Here is a 14,286-nt window from a genome sequence, read left to right as displayed (position 1 = left end):
TTCTGGCCGCCGATCCGCCAGACAATCCAGCAAGAACTGCTTTGCCTTGTTCGCCTTGCGACAGGGCCAGCGCAGCCTGGACCATCATGACTTTTACCCAAACTCTGCGCCGTGACTGGCTTTCCAACATCCGTGGCGATGTGCTTGCGGGCATTGTTGTCGCTCTTGCCCTTATTCCCGAGGCGATCGGCTTTTCGATCATCGCGGGGGTAGACCCCAAGGTTGGGCTTTATGCCTCCGTGGTGATCGCCATCGTCATCTCCTTTGCCGGGGGGCGACCCGCCATGATCTCCGCCGCCACGGCCGCAACAGCCGTGCTCATGGGAACGCTGGTACGCGAGCACGGGCTGGACTATCTGCTGGCGGCCACGCTGCTGGCCGGCATGCTCCAGATCCTCGCGGGCTACGCCCGGGTCGGGTATCTGATGAAGTTCGTGTCGCGCTCGGTGATGACGGGCTTCGTCAATGCGCTGGCAATCCTGATCTTCATGGCACAGCTACCCGAGCTGATGGGGGTGTCGTGGCAGACCTATGCGATGATTGCGGCGGGGCTGGCGATCATTTACCTGTTTCCGCGGGTGACCAAAGCCATTCCATCGCCGCTAGTGTGCATCCTCGTGCTGACGGCGGTGTCGCTGGCGCTGGGAGTTGATGTACGCACCGTCGCCAATCTTGGCGAGTTGCCGTCCGCACTGCCCAGCCTGTTGCTGCCCAATGTGCCGCTGACGCTCGAGACCTTGTGGATCATCCTGCCGTACTCGGCCGGGGTAGCTGCTGTGGGGCTGCTGGAAAGCCTGCTGACCGCCTCCATCGTTGATGGGATGACCGACACCACCAGCGACAAGAACCGCGAGTCGGTGGGGCAGGGCCTCGCCAATATTGCTTCGGGCCTATTTGGCGGCATGGCGGGTTGCGCGATGATCGGGCAGTCAGTGATCAATGTCCGCTCGGGTGGACGCGGGCGGCTGTCGACCTTCGTGGCCGGTGCGTTCCTGCTGTTCTTGCTGCTGGTGCTGGGCGATGTGGTGGGGCTCATCCCCATGCCGGCGCTCGTGGCCATCATGATCATGGTTTCGGTCGGCACGTTCAGCTGGGCCTCGCTCAACAATCTGCGCTCCCATCCGCGGCGGTCGAGCATCGTGATGCTGGCGACGGTGATAACGGTGCTCTGGACTCACAACCTAGCCTTCGGGGTGGGGGTGGGCGTGCTGCTGTCGGGGATCTTTTTCGCCTGGAAGGTCGCGCAATTTTTCCGGGTGAGCTCGACCCTGTCGCCTGACGGGCAGGAACGCCGCTATCTCGTTGAGGGGCAGCTCTTCTTTGCGTCAGCTGACGATTTCCTCGCCGCGTTCGACTTCAAGGAGAAGCTCGCGCGGGCGCGAATCGATGTCAGCCGCGCTCATATCTGGGACCTGACCGGAGTTGGGGCGATCGACATGGCGGTGCTGAAGCTGCGCCGGAATGGAGCAGAAGTCGAACTGGTCGGCATGAATGAGGCGAGCGCCACGATCATGGACAAGTTCGCCGAGCATGACCAGCCCGGTGCGATGGAACGCATGCTGGGCCATTGACGGTTCGGTGCCCCGCCTTGCAGCGGGGCATTCCTTTTAGCCGAACGCGGCTTATTGCCAGCGCTTGAAGGTCTTGAGGTGTTCGAGCGTCTTGGTCACCGTGGTGGTGATCTTTTCCACACTGTCGGTAACAGGCACGACGAGCACGTTCTCGGTGGCGGGATCGGGCTCTTCCAGGGTGGCGAACTGGCTGTCGAGCAGGGTGGCCGGCATGTATTCGTGCTGGCGCCGCGCCATGCGTTCGCCGATCACCTGTCGGTCGCCCTGGAGGTAGACGAACAGGATCGGCTCGCCCGCCTGCTCGAGCAGGTAGTCGCGATAGGCCCGCTTGAGCGAGGAGCAGGCGCCGACTGCTGCACCCTTCTTGTCCGCGGCCTCGTGCAGGGCTTGAGCGAGCCGCTGAAGCCAGGGCCAGCGATCCTCATCGACAAGCGGAATGCCGGCGCGCATTTTTTCCACATTGGCGGGCGGATGATAGCCGTCGCCATCGAGGAATGGCGTATGGAGGCGCCGGGCGATGGACTGGCCCGTGGTGGACTTGCCCGAGGAACTGACCCCCATAACGATGATGATGCGGGCGTTAGACCGTGGCTGAGAAGGCGCCGTCGACATAGAGAATGTGTCCATTGATGAAGCTGGCTGCGTCGGAAGCGAGAAATACCGCGGGCGGTCCAAGTTCGGCAACTTCGCCCCAACGGCCCATGGGGGTGCGGGTTTCGACCCAGCGATTGAACTGAGGATCGGCTATCAGCGCCTCGTTGAGTTCGGTCATGAAGTAGCCCGGGGCAATGGCGTTGATATTGAGACCATGGCGAGCCCAGTCTGCCGCCATGCCGCGAGTCAAATTGGCAATGGCCGCCTTGGCGGCGCCATAAGGGGCAACATTGGGCCGGGCGACATTGGTCAGGATCGAGCAGATATTGATGATCTTGCCCTGGCGGCGCGCAATCATATGCTTGGCCACCGTCTTGCTGACTGCAAAGGTCGCGGTGACATGGGTGGCCAGCATGGCTTCGAACCCGTCGAGCGGGAAATCATCCAGCGGGCCGCGAATCTGGATGCCGGCATTGTTGATGAGGATGTCGATGGGGCCGAGCTCGGCTTCGCAGTAGGCCACGGCCTCCTGGACGCTCTCGATGCTAGTGACATCGAAGGCCACGGCGTTGACGGTGGCGCCGGTCGCCGCCAGGTCAGCGGCAGCCTGGCCGAGCGCCGTCGCGTCGCGGGCGTTGAGGATCACGGCGGCGCCAGCCTGGGCCAGGGCGGTGGCCATGGCGAGCCCAAGGCCGCGACTTGAGCCAGTGACAAGAGCCCGCTTTCCCGCAAGGCTGAACAGAGACGAAGATGGCACGGTGATCCCCTAAACTTGCGCAAACCTAAGGGGGCGAACGGCGCGAGGCAATGGCGCCTTCCATACATGAGGCTTTTAGGCGTAAAATATGCCCCGACAGGGCCTTCCGTCGATGGTCCGTTTGTGGTCAGGTTCGCCGCCGCGCGGGGCAAGCATTCCCGCGCATGAATGGCGACGCATTTTCTTAGAAGGACTGTTTGCATGTCGACAGCGGATATCGGCCTTATCGGGCTGGCAGTGATGGGCTCGAACCTGGCGCTCAACATCGCCGAAAAAGGCTATACCGTTGCCGTTCACAATCGCACTGCGTCTCGAATCGATAACTTTGTTGCCATGGCAACTGAGCAGGGTCTGGTCGGCAATGTGATCGCCAAGGCCGATATTGCCGAGTTCATCGCCTCCATCAAGCGGCCGCGCTCGATCATCATCATGGTCAAGGCCGGTGCGCCGGTGGACGAGATGATCGAACACCTGCTGCCTTATCTCGAAGAGGGCGATGCGATCATCGAATGCGGCAATTCGCTGTTCACCGATACCCAACGGCGATTCGATTATCTCAAGCCCAAGAATATCGGCTATCTCGGCGTTGGCGTTTCGGGCGGTGAAGAGGGCGCGCGCCATGGTCCTTCGATCATGGTGGGTGGTTCCGAGCAGCAGTGGCATAATGCCGAGGCGGTGCTGACGGCGATCGCTGCCCAGTTCAACGGCGAAAGCTGCTGCGCCTATCTGGGTGAAGGCGGCGCGGGCCACTTCGTCAAGACCATCCACAACGGCATCGAATATGGCGACATGCAGATGATCGCCGAAGTCTATGGCGTGATGCGCGATGGGCTAGGCATGAGCCCCGGTGAATGCGCCGATGTGTTCAAGGAGTGGAACAAGGGTCCGCTCAATTCCTACCTGATCGAGATCACCGGGCATGTGCTGGCCGCCATTGACGAGCAGACCGGGCAGCCGCTGGTCGAGTTGATTCTCGACAAGGCGGGGCAGAAGGGCACCGGTGTTTGGTCGGCCATTGCCGCCCAGCAGATGGGCGTGCCGGCAACCGCCATCGAGGGCGCCGTGGCAGCCCGCTCGATTTCGGCGCGCAAAGATGAGCGCGTCGCGGCCGAAGCGATCTACGGCAAGCCGAACCGCACCAAGACCGAGGTGACGCTGGCCGAGCTGGAGCAGGCGCTGCTGGCAGGCAAGATCGTCTCCTATGCGCAGGGCTTTGCGGTGATCGCCAAGGCTTCCGAGGAAAATGGCTGGGCGCTGCCGCTGGCGACTATCGCCAAGATCTGGCGCGCCGGCTGCATCATTCGTTCTCGCTTCCTCGACCAGATGTCGGCGGCCTATGCCAAAGGGGGCAACACCAATCTGCTGGTGGTGCCAGACTTTGTCGAGTTGATGAAGGAAGCCCATCCGTCGCTGCGCAAGGTGGTGGCGGCGGGCGCTGTGGGAGAATTCCCGCTGGTCTGCCTTTCGGCGGCGCTGAGCTATTTCGACAGCTATCGCCAGGCTCAGGGCACGGCCAATTTGATTCAGGGGCAGCGCGATTTCTTTGGTGCGCATGGGTTCGAGATCGAGGGACGTGGCTCGAACCTGCATGCCAAGTGGCCGTCAACCCTCGAGATCGCAGCGCTCAAGCCGGTGATCGGCGGCTGAGACCCAAAGACACAGCAGGCACCGGGCTCCGCTGAGGCGGGGCCCTTTTTCGTTGCCTAGAGCGTCCTGAACATTACGTAGCTGTCCACAAAGCCGTGGACGGGATGGTTGAACGCTTTCGGCAGTGTGCCGACTATGGCGAAGCCGAGTGACTGCCAGAGGGCCACAGCGCGCTGGTTGGTGGAGACCACATGATTGAACTGGATGGCCCGGAAGCCGCGGGCGCCCGCCTGCTCAATCGAGTGCGTGCCCATTGCCCTCGCAACGCCGCGCCCCTGGGCGGCAGCGGCGGTCATGTAACCGCAGTTGGCGACATGGGCGCCGGGGCCGAGCTGGTTGGGTTTAAGGTAATAGGTGCCCAGCAGGGCATTGTTGTCCTCAGCCACGAAGACATGATGGGCGGGGCTGAACCAATATGCCAGCACCTGCTCGTCATCGAGGTCACGAGGCATGGCGTAGGTTTCGCCGGCCCGGAGGACCGGCGCAACGATGGCGAGGACCGCCGAACGGTCACCCTCAACGGCCGGGCGAATCCGCATTGGTTATTTCTCGTCCAGAGGCGGGGTGCGCAGCTGGCCGGGCGGCGCCATTTCGGGAACAACGGGGTGGTTAGCCACGCTCGGGCGATGGCTGAGTTCGAAACGCCACGCGGCAACGCCAAAAAGCACCAAGGCTACGAGCACGGCGATGCCGCTGGCGACGAACGGAGCGCCGGGGAAGTAGTGTCCGGATTCCGGTGCGCTGGTGTAGTAGGAAAAGATCTGCGTGGCGGCCAGAGGACCGATAATCGTGGCGAGGGAGCTGGCGGCATTGACCGCACCTTGTAGTTCACCCTGGGAATTGTCTGGGACCTGCCGCGACAGCACGCCGTTGATGGCAGGTGGGGCGAGCCCGCTGATCGTTCCGACGGCGATGAACAGATAGAGCTGGTAGACATCCGCTGAAAAAGCGATGCCGGCAAAGGCCGTTGCTGCTGCCAATAGCCCGATAATACCGACCGCAGGTTCACCGATGCGTTTCGACAAAGGCGCTGCCAGGACAGCCTGGCTGATAGCGAAACCGACCCCGAATGCGCCCAGCGTGCGGCCGATAGAAGACGATGTGAAGTTGAACATATCCACAGCGTAATAGGGGAACACATTGGGCAGCGCCTGGGTGGTCAGCTGCAGGAAGAAGAGAACGGCCAGCAGCCACAGCACGGCGGGGTATTTGCGCAGAGCAGCAACCGCGCCGAATGGGTTGGCGCGGCGAATGTCGAACTTGCGGCGCGAAGCCTTGGGCAGGCTTTCGGGGAGGACCAGCAGGCCGAACAGGAAATTGGCAAAGGCCAGGCCGGCTGCAGCGTAGAAAGGAACGCGGGGCCCGATTTCACCCAATTCGCCGCCAATCACCGGGCCGATAATAAAGCCGAGGCCGAAGGCTGCGCCGATCAAGCCGAAGCGCTGGGTCCGTTTATGGGGCGGAGTGATGTCGGCCATATAGGCGGTTGCGGTGGCAAGCGCTGCTCCCGCGATACCGGCAATGATCCGGCCGATAAACAAATACCAGACGAACGGCGCGATGCTCATCATCAGGTAATCGAAGGTGAGGCCGAGCAGGGAACACAGCAAGACTGGTCGGCGCCCGTAGCGGTCGGACAGATTGCCGAGCACGGGCGAAAACACGAACTGCATGAACGCATAAGCGAACACAAGATAGCCGCCGATGACCGCCGCCTGCGCGACACCGCCGCCTGTCAGTTCCTCAAGCAGCTCGGGCAGCACGGGCACGATGATGCCGACGCCGATCATATCCAGAAGGATGGTAACGAGGATGCAGGTAAGGGTCAGGCGGGAGCGGATCGCGGTTTGCATGAGCGGGCGCTCCCATTGAAATTATTGTAGAAACGGCTTGCAGTTGACACAGGCAGGCTCCCCAACGCAAGGGCAGGGCAGCAGAAGTGGAGCGAAGAAATCGCACCATGGCGGTCAATAGCGCGCTATCTGCGGCGAGGCTGTGGCGCATCGGTATCATAATCATAAAGCCAAGCCAGGCGCCGAAGGTGACCGCGGCGTCCCTGCAGGCGAATGCCGAGATTGCGGGCGGTCGATAACGGCCAGGGTAGGTGAAAGATACGCCCATTGCTGCGGGACAGGTCGGCCACGCGTTCGACGCGGGGCTGGCGAACCGCCTCGTAGCGCGCAAAGGCCTGCGCGGAATCACTGCTCTCCATGAGTAGGGGCGCGAGCGTTGCTGCGTCCTCGATACCCATGGCCGCGCCCTGCGCCTGGAAGGGGACCATGGCGTGAGCGGCATCACCTAGCAGTCCGATGGGTCCACGGTGCCAGCTATCCGTCGAGACAGTATAGAGCGGCCACGGGGTCCAGCTATCCCCCGCACGGTCAACTATGGCCTGCAGCCGAGGACTGCGCGACGGCTTGAACGAGAGCGTCGGGTGGGGGGCGTCCTGGTCATTGCGATGCTGGGTGAAGAGCGCCAGATTGATGACGCCACGATGGGGCAGCGGATAACACACCAGATGCAAGCGAGGCCCGAAGAGGACGGAGACCCGGTCCCGCGCAATTTGCCCGGCAAGGGCGTCGAGCGGCAGGAGCGTGCGCCAGGCAATGCGGCCCGAGAAGGCTGCGGGTGGACCATCGAGGAGTTGCGTGCGGGTGCGCGAATGAACGCCATCGGCGCCAACCAGAGCGGCGCCGCGCAAGGTTCTGGTTTGGCCGCCGGCTTCCTCGATCGTGACGGTGACGCCAGCTTGGGTGGCCTGAGCGCTCCAGTTGCCGACACCGAACATCACATCGATATTGGCGAAGCGGCGGGAGGCTTCATAGAGCGTTTCGGCGAGATCGGCACGGTGCATCACGCTATAGGCGGCGTCGAACCGCTCTTCCATCTGGGGCCCGAGCTCCATGGTGACGAGCGGATCGAGGCGACCAAAGGGGTAAACATCGATCCCGGCGGGCTCGAAGCTGCGCGCCCCGATGGCTTCCTTCAGACCGAGCCGGTCGAGCACGCGCCGCGCATTTGGGCTGATCTGGAGGCCCGCGCCAAATTCCGACAGCCGAGCGCTGCGCTCCAGCATCACCACATGGGCACCGAACTTGGCGAGAGCGAGTGCCAGGGTCAGCCCGGCGATGCCGGCACCGGCGATGAAGAATGTGCGGCCAGAAGCTGGCATGATCGGTAACGTGCCGATGCCTCAGATCACATCGGTCCGATAAACGGCAGTGGGAGGGATGGCAGTGCCGGCGGGCAGGGTCGCGCTGTACACATAGTGCGTTGAGCAATAGGGGCAGACAACGTCGTCGTCCTTGCCCATATCGAGGTAGATATGGGGATGGTCAAACGGGGGCAGGGCGCCGATGCACTGGAACTCCTTGGCACCTATCTCAATCTGGGCAAGGCCATCAGTGTTGTGGAAGTGAGGCGTGGTGCCGTGTGCCATGGTCAGACCCGGAGTGATTGGAGTGGCCGGACCATAGTGCAAGGCAAGCAACAAGAAAAGGGCGACGGCGGCCCGCCTTTGGGCTTGCTTTAACGCGCCGATGCCGCAAAACCGGACGGCAATCAGCTCAAGAGGATGCGAACTTGCCACGCTTTGAATCGGATGGCCTGAGCCTTGCCTATGCCAGCTATGGAGAAGGTCCCCCCATATTGTGCATCCATGGCTTTGCCTCGAGCGGCAAGGTGAACTGGGTGGACACCGGCTGGGTCGAGACCCTGACCGGAGCCGGATACCAAGCCATCACCATCGATAATCGCGGGCATGGCGAGTCGGACCGGCCGCATGATCCGGAGGCTTACTATCCCACCGCGATGGTGCGCGATGCTGTGGCGCTGCTGGACCATCTCGGCATCGGACAGGCGGCGGTGCTGGGCTACTCGATGGGTGCGCGGGTGGCAGCGTTCATGGCGTTTGAGCATGAAGAGCGGGTGGCTGCGCTAGTGCTCGGGGGCATGGGAATGAACCTCATCAATGGGCTGACCGATAGCAGTGACATCATCGCGGGCCTGACAGCGCCGAGCCTTACCGGGCTGACGCATCCGACTGCGCGCCAGTTCCGCATCTTTGCCGACCACACCAAGTCCGATCGCGAGGCATTGGCCGCCTGCATGGAAACCTCGCGGCAACCGATGGCGCGTGCCGATGTGCGACGGATTCCGGTGCCGGTGCTAGTGGCGGTGGGGGAGGCCGATGAGATGGCGGGTTCCCCCGATGAGCTGGCGGCGTTGCTGCCGCAGGGCGAGGCCTTCGTGATTCCCCGACGCGACCATATGCGAGCGACGGGTGACACCAAGTTCAAGGCCGCCGCGCTAGAATTTCTGGGGAGGACTTTCCCGGCTCAGCAAGGTTCGTGAACCAAAAGCGCGGCTGGGGCTTTGTCTTGTAGAATGAAATGACCTATATCGGCACTTCCCGATGAACGGAGCTGCGGCCGTGACCAGCAACGCCAAGAAGTCTGCTGACCTGCAAATCGTCGATCCCGTTTGGGAAGCGGTGCGCGCCGGTGCCCGGCAGATTGCAGCCAATGAACCCTCGCTGGCAAACCTGGCGCTCTCCGCTGTGCTCAACCACGATAGCTTCGAGCAGGCGCTGGCGCATCGGCTGGCGGCGCGGCTCGACCATGATGATGTTTCGGCCGACCTGATCCGGCAGGCCTTTGGCGAAGTTCTGGCTGACCATCCTGAAATAGGACAAGCGGCGCGCGTGGACCTTGCCGCCACGCTCGAGCGCGATCCAGCCTGCCATCGGGCGGTGGAGCCCCTATTGTTCTTCAAGGGCTACCAAGCGATTCAGACCCATCGCTTTGCCCATGCGATGTTCGAATCCGGGCGGCGCGATTTCGCGCTTTATCTGCAGAGCCGGGCGAGCCAGGTGTTCCAGGTGGACATCAACCCAGCCGTGGTGATTGGGCAGGGGATTATGCTGGACCACGGTACGGGCCTCGTGATCGGGGAGACCGCGGTCATCGGCGACAATGTCTCAATGCTGCAGAACGTGACGCTGGGCGGCACGGGCAAGTCGGACCAAGACCGACACCCCAAGATTGGCAATGGTGTGCTGATTGGCGCCGGCGCCAAGGTGTTGGGCAATATCAAGATCGGCGATTGTTCGCGAATCGGCGCCGGATCTGTGGTGCTCAAGGAAGTGCCGCCGCGCGTCACCGTGGCCGGAGTGCCGGCAAAGATCATTGGAGAAGCGGGGTGCGCTCAGCCGGCGCTGGTGATGGATCAGGTGGTGCTGGTCCACGACCTCAACGCCTGAGTGGCGATTGTTACCGCTAAAATGCCACCAGGCGGGGTTGTGCGCGTTTGTCTCCTGACTAGATTGCGGCCAACACCAATCAGCAGGACACCACGCCCGTGAACCATCCCGAGATCATCAAGCTGCAGAAGTTCCTGCAAACCAAGTTCGGCAACAAGAATATCGACGTGCGCCCGCGTCCCAAGCTCAACGACTCCGTTGAGGTGTTTATCGGCGATGAGTCGATCGGGCTGATCCATGCCGACGACGAAGACGGCGACAAATCCTATATCTTCAACATGTCGATCCTCGATATCGACCTGGATGAAGTGAACTAGGTTTTTTAGCCGTTCTGCCAGGCGCCGATCGGCTCGAGCCAGCGCCGCATTTCCGCATCGAACAGGCGCCACGATCCAAGGATCGTGGCGTCAAATGCATAGACGGCAGCGATGCCGGACCCGAGATAAACCGTGCGCAGGCAGCGGGGCGGTGTACCCGCTTCCACCGGCTCGGCGCATTTGGCTACGAATGGGTTGGGCGAGAGCGCGTCATACCAGACGCTTTCCCCCATATAGCCCTGACCCATCCCCAGGGGCTTGCCGACAAGACCCGGAACCCCCGCTAGTGTGTCATCCCCGAACTGGTGCAGATAGACTGCGTCCAGCAAGGTGCTGCTGGTGCGAGCGCGACTGCGGGGCACCAGAGAAATGTCGACGGGCAAGGCTTTGCCCGCGCCTTGGGGCGCAAACATCACCCGCAGATCGATCTGGTCGGTAAAGCCACCGTGAACTGGCTCCCCGTAACGGAACCATGACGCCGGTATGGTGAGTTCACGTCCTGAAATGGTCTGACGAATCGTATTCCCGTCAGCAAGGCTCGGCTGGGCGGGTGCAGAAGCCCTGGTGAAGCCGTCGAGCAGATAGGCCGCGCCTACCGCCAGCAACAAGACCAGAACCGCGATCCCGGCAAGATTATAGGCCACCGAGGGGGCCTGGGACATGGCGGTCGAGGCTGAGCGTGTTTGCATGTGGACAGCATTAACCAGGTGTTAAGGATCGGGGTGACAGCGCATTGGACGCGCAATATGCTTAATGGAAGGTTAATGACCGGGGCTTGGCCCGGTCCGGGCGGGACACGAAACATGTCGAGTGAATTGCTGCTGGCAGGGTTCATAATTGGGGTGGGGCTGTGCGTGGCCGGCGCCGGTACCCACCTTTATCAATGGCTGGCGCGGGAGCAGGCGCTGCTTCGCGTCGATGGCCCAACATTGCCGGTGTCGCTGGGACATCTGGTGATGAGCTTTGTGTGCGGCCCCTATATCATGTTGCAGATGGGCCTTGAGCGCGACAGCGGCCATATCTCTGTCGGCTCGGCGCTGGTAGGGGCGATGGTTGCCTTTGGTTGGGCGTTCGTGACGGGGTTGTTGTTCATGAGCATCTACGTCGCCGTCCGGTTCTGACGGGACAAGTAGATTGAATTACGAAGGCCCGCTTCACGGCTGAAGCGGGCCCTTTTGTTGGCTGTTGCCGGGGCTAGTTGACGGCGGCGATGATCATTTCGCGGCTGTCGATCATGTCCACCCACTGACCCGGATTGTCCTGCGCCTGGCGCTTGATGAACTGATAGGGCGTTTCGCTCCACAGCCGCACATCGCCGTCCTGATTGTCCAGCACAAGGTCACCACGATCGGTGCGGACGGTGAGAACGGCATGGCCGTTGCCGTTGGCTTCCCGAACCACAGTGATCAGCAGCGTGCTGGCGGGCCAGCCGGCCTTGATCAGGTCGCGGCGCTTGGCGAGGGCGAAGTCTTCGCAGTCACCATAGCCATTGGGGTAGGTCCAGAATTCGCTGACTTGGTAGAGGATCTCGTCAGTGACCGGAACAATCGTGGTGTTGATGTTGGTGTTCACATCGAGCAGCTGCTGCCAGCGCGCCGGGGTCAACGGCATGGCAGCGACCACTTCGGTGTTGGGCCTGCACTCGGCGGGGCGTGAGGCACAGAACTCGGCATGGCCGACCGGGATGCTCGTTGGAGCGGTGGCGGTTTGCACATAAGCAACATTGGTGAGATCGAGCGCCTGGGCGGGCACCGCTCCCAGGCCGAAGGCCAGGGTGAGCAAGGCTGAAACTAGAGCCATTTTGGTGCGGTGCATTGCGTGATCTCCTCGATGGAGACCAAACTAGAAGGCGCCGCTTGCACCGGTCCGAAAACTGCCGAGTAGTTTTTATGCGAGTTTTATCGATTGAAGCAGGGACTGGTTAACCATGAGGGCCTGGTGCTTCGGCCAGGCGGGCCAGCACGGTGGCATAAGCATCGTCGTCCTGGCCGGCCCCGTCGCGGCATTGCTTGGAGCCGATCTGGATGCTGGTGGCCGTCGGCAGACGCGGGCTGGCATAGGTGAAATCGGCTGCGCGGCTTTGTCCACCGTGTATCAGCCAGTTCTGGTGATGCACAGCCAGGTTGTGGCCTTCGGCGTCGACCACCACGGCGGTGACGCAGACATAGTCGGTGTCGCGCCGGTCATTGTCGCTCAGCTGCTGGCGCAGATGCAGGGTTTGGCGGTCCCGATCAAGCGTGATGGTGATATCGACCCATTGGTCGCGTTTCCAATCCCACTTTTCGTGAAAGTGCGGGCAGGCGAGAGTGCCGGTGGGCTGCGGAACGCAGTCGGCCACCTTGATGCTCTGCCACGCATAGCCGTGCCAATCACCCCGGCCATCGGCAAGGGCGCCGGAGATCAGGATCGTGCTGCCGGTAACAAGCAGGAGGGCAATGGCGGGCGCGAAGCGGGTCATGAGGTCAACATAGCCGCTTTTGGTGGGCAAACCAGCAGCGAGCATTGCTGCGGCAGCGGTGCTTGTTGCTCTGGCGCACGGCAGCGGCTAATCCAAGGCCCGGCGCCAGTGCGCAAAAAGGGGCATGTCCATGAAGTTGGCCTTTGTTATTCCGGCCTATAACGAAGAAGCGCTGATCGGTAAGTGCCTGGAATCGGTGGTGGCGGAGATTGCCCGCTCCGGTGCCGATGCCGAAATCATCGTGGTCAATAATGCCTCGACCGACCGCACCGGCGAGATCGCGCGCAGCTTCCCCACGGTGCGCGTGGTGGATGAGCCCAAAAAGGGTCTTGTCAATGCACGCGATGCTGGCTTCAACGCCACGAACGCCGAACTGATTGCCAATATCGACAGCGATACGATGGTGCCCGAGGGCTGGATCGATACGGTGCTGCGCGAATTCGGCAAAGACCCCAAGCTTGTCTGCCTTAGTGGGCCCTATATCTATTACGACATGAGCTGGTTCAACCGCGCACTCGTGAATGCCTTTTATGGGCTGACCTACCTCATCTACATCGTTAATCGCTTCATCCTGCGCGTTGGATCGGTGGTGCAGGGCGGCAATTTCGTGTTTAAGCGGGCTGCCTGGGCCCAGGTCGGCGGTTATGACCGCTCGATCCAGTTCTTTGGCGAGGATACCGACGTGGCGGTGCGCTTGTCCAAGGTTGGTGGCGTGAAATGGACCTTCGCCCTCAAGATGAAGACATCGGGCCGGCGGCTGGAAAAGGAAGGCGTGTTCCGCACCGCGGGCACCTATACGCTGAACTTTTTCTGGGTGACCTTCCGGGGCAAGCCGGTGACCAAGGACTACAACGACATTCGCCGCAATTAACTGCCACCCAAGCAGAAATCGGCCTACGGCTGACAAGCCACTGGCGTTTTGATTTTGGGCGGGACAGTATGGGTTCGGACCCAAGCGAAAGGCGAATGCCATAACCCAGGATCGGACCATCGAAATAGCTGCAGATCCCGCGCCCGACGCGCCGGAACCATTATCTGCAATCCTGCTTGGCATCGCCCAGAATGCGGAACGTGAGCGGATCTCCATCGGGGATCTGCTGCAAGCTCTGCAGCATCGGGCGAGCGGGGCACTGATGTTCCTGTTCGCGGTTCCCAATGCCATCCCGGTGCCTCCCGGTGTCTCCGCGGTGCTCGGGGCTCCGCTGATTTTCCTGGCGTTCCAGCTCATGCTCGGCCAGCGGCCATGGCTGCCCAAGGTGATCACCAATCGCTCCTTGTCCCGCACCGAGTTCGAGAAGGTGGCCAATCTGGCGGCGCCGTGGCTCGGCAAGGCGGAACGCCTGATGCGACCACGGCTGCAGATGCTGGCCCGACCACCGGCGGAATATGTGGTTGGTGCTGTGTGCCTATTGTTGTCCATCATCCTCTTCTTGCCCATCCCACTGGGAAATATGCTGCCGGCTTTCACCATTTGTGTGTTGTCGCTGGGCGTGTTGCAACGGGATGGGGTGTGGATCCTCATCGGCATGTTCTGCGCCGTCGCGGCGGTGGTGATTGTTTGGGGCGTTACGCTGGCATTGCTGTGGAGCGCCTTGTTCGTGCTCGGCCATGTGTTCGGGTTCAGCTTCGGCGCCTGAGGCATCGCTTTGTCGCATGGTTGCAACGCTTGCCCGGCGTGACCA

General features: G+C 61.9%; 17 protein-coding genes and 1 other annotated feature (1 of these 18 running past the window's edge). Of the genes, 8 read left to right on the top strand and 9 right to left on the bottom strand.

Annotation, left to right across the window (positions count from 1 at the left end):
• Nucleotides 1–27, top strand: a sequence feature (sul1 is cis-regulatory element that is thought to sense ions involved in sulfur or methionine metabolism; They are found in Alphaproteobacteria) (it extends 29 nt beyond the left edge of the window).
• A 59-nt stretch (nucleotides 28–86) separates the two neighbouring features.
• Nucleotides 87–1,571, top strand: coding sequence for a SulP family inorganic anion transporter (locus tag ELX51_RS10160; protein ID WP_127753405.1), 1,485 nt, complete (start codon nucleotides 87–89; stop codon nucleotides 1,569–1,571).
• Between the two features lie 51 nt (nucleotides 1,572–1,622).
• Here the strand turns inward: ELX51_RS10160 and ELX51_RS10155 are convergent, their stop codons facing one another.
• Both ELX51_RS10155 and ELX51_RS10150 read right to left on the bottom strand, forming a co-directional pair.
• Nucleotides 1,623–2,183 (bottom strand): gluconokinase, encoded by a 561-nt coding sequence (locus ELX51_RS10155; RefSeq protein WP_127753404.1) that lies wholly within the window; start codon nucleotides 2,181–2,183, stop codon nucleotides 1,623–1,625.
• The gene (locus ELX51_RS10150) at nucleotides 2,152–2,922 is read right to left on the bottom strand and encodes an SDR family oxidoreductase (protein WP_248305089.1); all 771 of its coding nucleotides are present in this window, start codon (nucleotides 2,920–2,922) and stop codon (nucleotides 2,152–2,154) included. The genes ELX51_RS10155 and ELX51_RS10150 overlap by 32 nt, the downstream gene beginning before the upstream one ends.
• A gap of 201 nt (nucleotides 2,923–3,123) precedes the next feature.
• On the opposite strand from ELX51_RS10150, the gene gndA reads away from it, so the two are divergent.
• Entirely contained in the window at nucleotides 3,124–4,569 is a 1,446-nt protein-coding gene (gene gndA, locus ELX51_RS10145) for an NADP-dependent phosphogluconate dehydrogenase (RefSeq protein ID WP_127753403.1), read from the top strand.
• 56 nt (nucleotides 4,570–4,625) lie between these two features.
• Here the strand turns inward: gndA and ELX51_RS10140 are convergent, their stop codons facing one another.
• From ELX51_RS10140 to ELX51_RS10125, 4 genes are all read right to left on the bottom strand, one after another.
• On the bottom strand, nucleotides 4,626–5,108 hold the full coding sequence (locus ELX51_RS10140; RefSeq protein ID WP_127753402.1) for a GNAT family N-acetyltransferase: 483 nt from the start codon (nucleotides 5,106–5,108) through the stop codon (nucleotides 4,626–4,628).
• A 3-nt stretch (nucleotides 5,109–5,111) separates the two neighbouring features.
• The gene (locus tag ELX51_RS10135) at nucleotides 5,112–6,422 is read right to left on the bottom strand and encodes a TCR/Tet family MFS transporter (RefSeq protein ID WP_127753401.1); all 1,311 of its coding nucleotides are present in this window, start codon (nucleotides 6,420–6,422) and stop codon (nucleotides 5,112–5,114) included.
• A 125-nt stretch (nucleotides 6,423–6,547) separates the two neighbouring features.
• Nucleotides 6,548–7,741: an FAD-dependent monooxygenase gene (locus tag ELX51_RS10130; RefSeq protein ID WP_127753400.1), complete on the bottom strand. Its 1,194-nt coding sequence runs from the start codon at nucleotides 7,739–7,741 to the stop codon at nucleotides 6,548–6,550.
• A gap of 21 nt (nucleotides 7,742–7,762) precedes the next feature.
• Entirely contained in the window at nucleotides 7,763–8,008 is a 246-nt protein-coding gene (locus tag ELX51_RS10125; protein ID WP_127753399.1) for a zinc-finger domain-containing protein, read from the bottom strand.
• A 143-nt stretch (nucleotides 8,009–8,151) separates the two neighbouring features.
• Between ELX51_RS10125 and ELX51_RS10120 the strand changes: the two genes are divergently transcribed.
• The 3 genes from ELX51_RS10120 to ELX51_RS10110 all read left to right on the top strand — a co-directional run bounded on the left by ELX51_RS10120 (nucleotide 8,152) and on the right by ELX51_RS10110 (nucleotide 10,146).
• Nucleotides 8,152–8,922, top strand: a complete 771-nt coding sequence (locus ELX51_RS10120) for an alpha/beta hydrolase (protein ID WP_127753398.1) — start codon at nucleotides 8,152–8,154, stop codon at nucleotides 8,920–8,922.
• Between the two features lie 79 nt (nucleotides 8,923–9,001).
• Nucleotides 9,002–9,829, top strand: coding sequence for a serine O-acetyltransferase (gene cysE / locus ELX51_RS10115; RefSeq protein ID WP_248305088.1), 828 nt, complete (start codon nucleotides 9,002–9,004; stop codon nucleotides 9,827–9,829).
• Nucleotides 9,830–9,927: 98 nt separating this feature from the next.
• Nucleotides 9,928–10,146: a DUF3126 family protein gene (locus ELX51_RS10110; protein WP_127753396.1), complete on the top strand. Its 219-nt coding sequence runs from the start codon at nucleotides 9,928–9,930 to the stop codon at nucleotides 10,144–10,146.
• Nucleotides 10,147–10,151: 5 nt separating this feature from the next.
• Here ELX51_RS10110 and ELX51_RS10105 read toward each other — a convergent pair whose 3' ends face one another.
• Nucleotides 10,152–10,808 carry a hypothetical protein gene (locus ELX51_RS10105; protein ID WP_206524609.1) on the bottom strand — a complete coding sequence of 219 codons (657 nt, stop codon included), beginning with the start codon at nucleotides 10,806–10,808 and terminating at the stop codon, nucleotides 10,152–10,154.
• 141 nt (nucleotides 10,809–10,949) lie between these two features.
• Here ELX51_RS10105 and ELX51_RS10100 point away from each other — a divergent pair, with 141 nt between their 5' ends.
• Nucleotides 10,950–11,267, top strand: a complete 318-nt coding sequence (locus ELX51_RS10100) for a hypothetical protein (RefSeq protein ID WP_127753394.1) — start codon at nucleotides 10,950–10,952, stop codon at nucleotides 11,265–11,267.
• A gap of 73 nt (nucleotides 11,268–11,340) precedes the next feature.
• Here ELX51_RS10100 and ELX51_RS10095 read toward each other — a convergent pair whose 3' ends face one another.
• Both ELX51_RS10095 and ELX51_RS10090 read right to left on the bottom strand, forming a co-directional pair.
• Entirely contained in the window at nucleotides 11,341–11,961 is a 621-nt protein-coding gene (locus tag ELX51_RS10095; protein ID WP_248305087.1) for a transglutaminase-like cysteine peptidase, read from the bottom strand.
• 106 nt (nucleotides 11,962–12,067) lie between these two features.
• Complete coding sequence (locus ELX51_RS10090; protein WP_127753393.1) at nucleotides 12,068–12,604, bottom strand: hypothetical protein; 537 nt, start codon at nucleotides 12,602–12,604, stop codon at nucleotides 12,068–12,070.
• A gap of 130 nt (nucleotides 12,605–12,734) precedes the next feature.
• Between ELX51_RS10090 and ELX51_RS10085 the strand changes: the two genes are divergently transcribed.
• Both ELX51_RS10085 and ELX51_RS10080 read left to right on the top strand, forming a co-directional pair.
• Nucleotides 12,735–13,475 carry a glycosyltransferase family 2 protein gene (locus ELX51_RS10085; protein ID WP_127753392.1) on the top strand — a complete coding sequence of 247 codons (741 nt, stop codon included), beginning with the start codon at nucleotides 12,735–12,737 and terminating at the stop codon, nucleotides 13,473–13,475.
• A 100-nt stretch (nucleotides 13,476–13,575) separates the two neighbouring features.
• A complete protein-coding gene (locus ELX51_RS10080; RefSeq protein WP_127753391.1) occupies nucleotides 13,576–14,241 on the top strand; it encodes an exopolysaccharide biosynthesis protein in 666 nt (221 codons plus the stop codon).
• The last annotated feature ends 45 nt before the right edge of the window (nucleotides 14,242–14,286 follow it).

Source organism: Devosia sp. 1566 (assembly GCF_004005995.1).
In the GTDB taxonomy this organism is placed as follows: Bacteria; Pseudomonadota; Alphaproteobacteria; order Rhizobiales; family Devosiaceae; genus Devosia.
The sequence above is the reverse complement of the archived record's forward strand: the minus strand, read 5'-3'. Positions and strand labels throughout refer to the sequence as shown.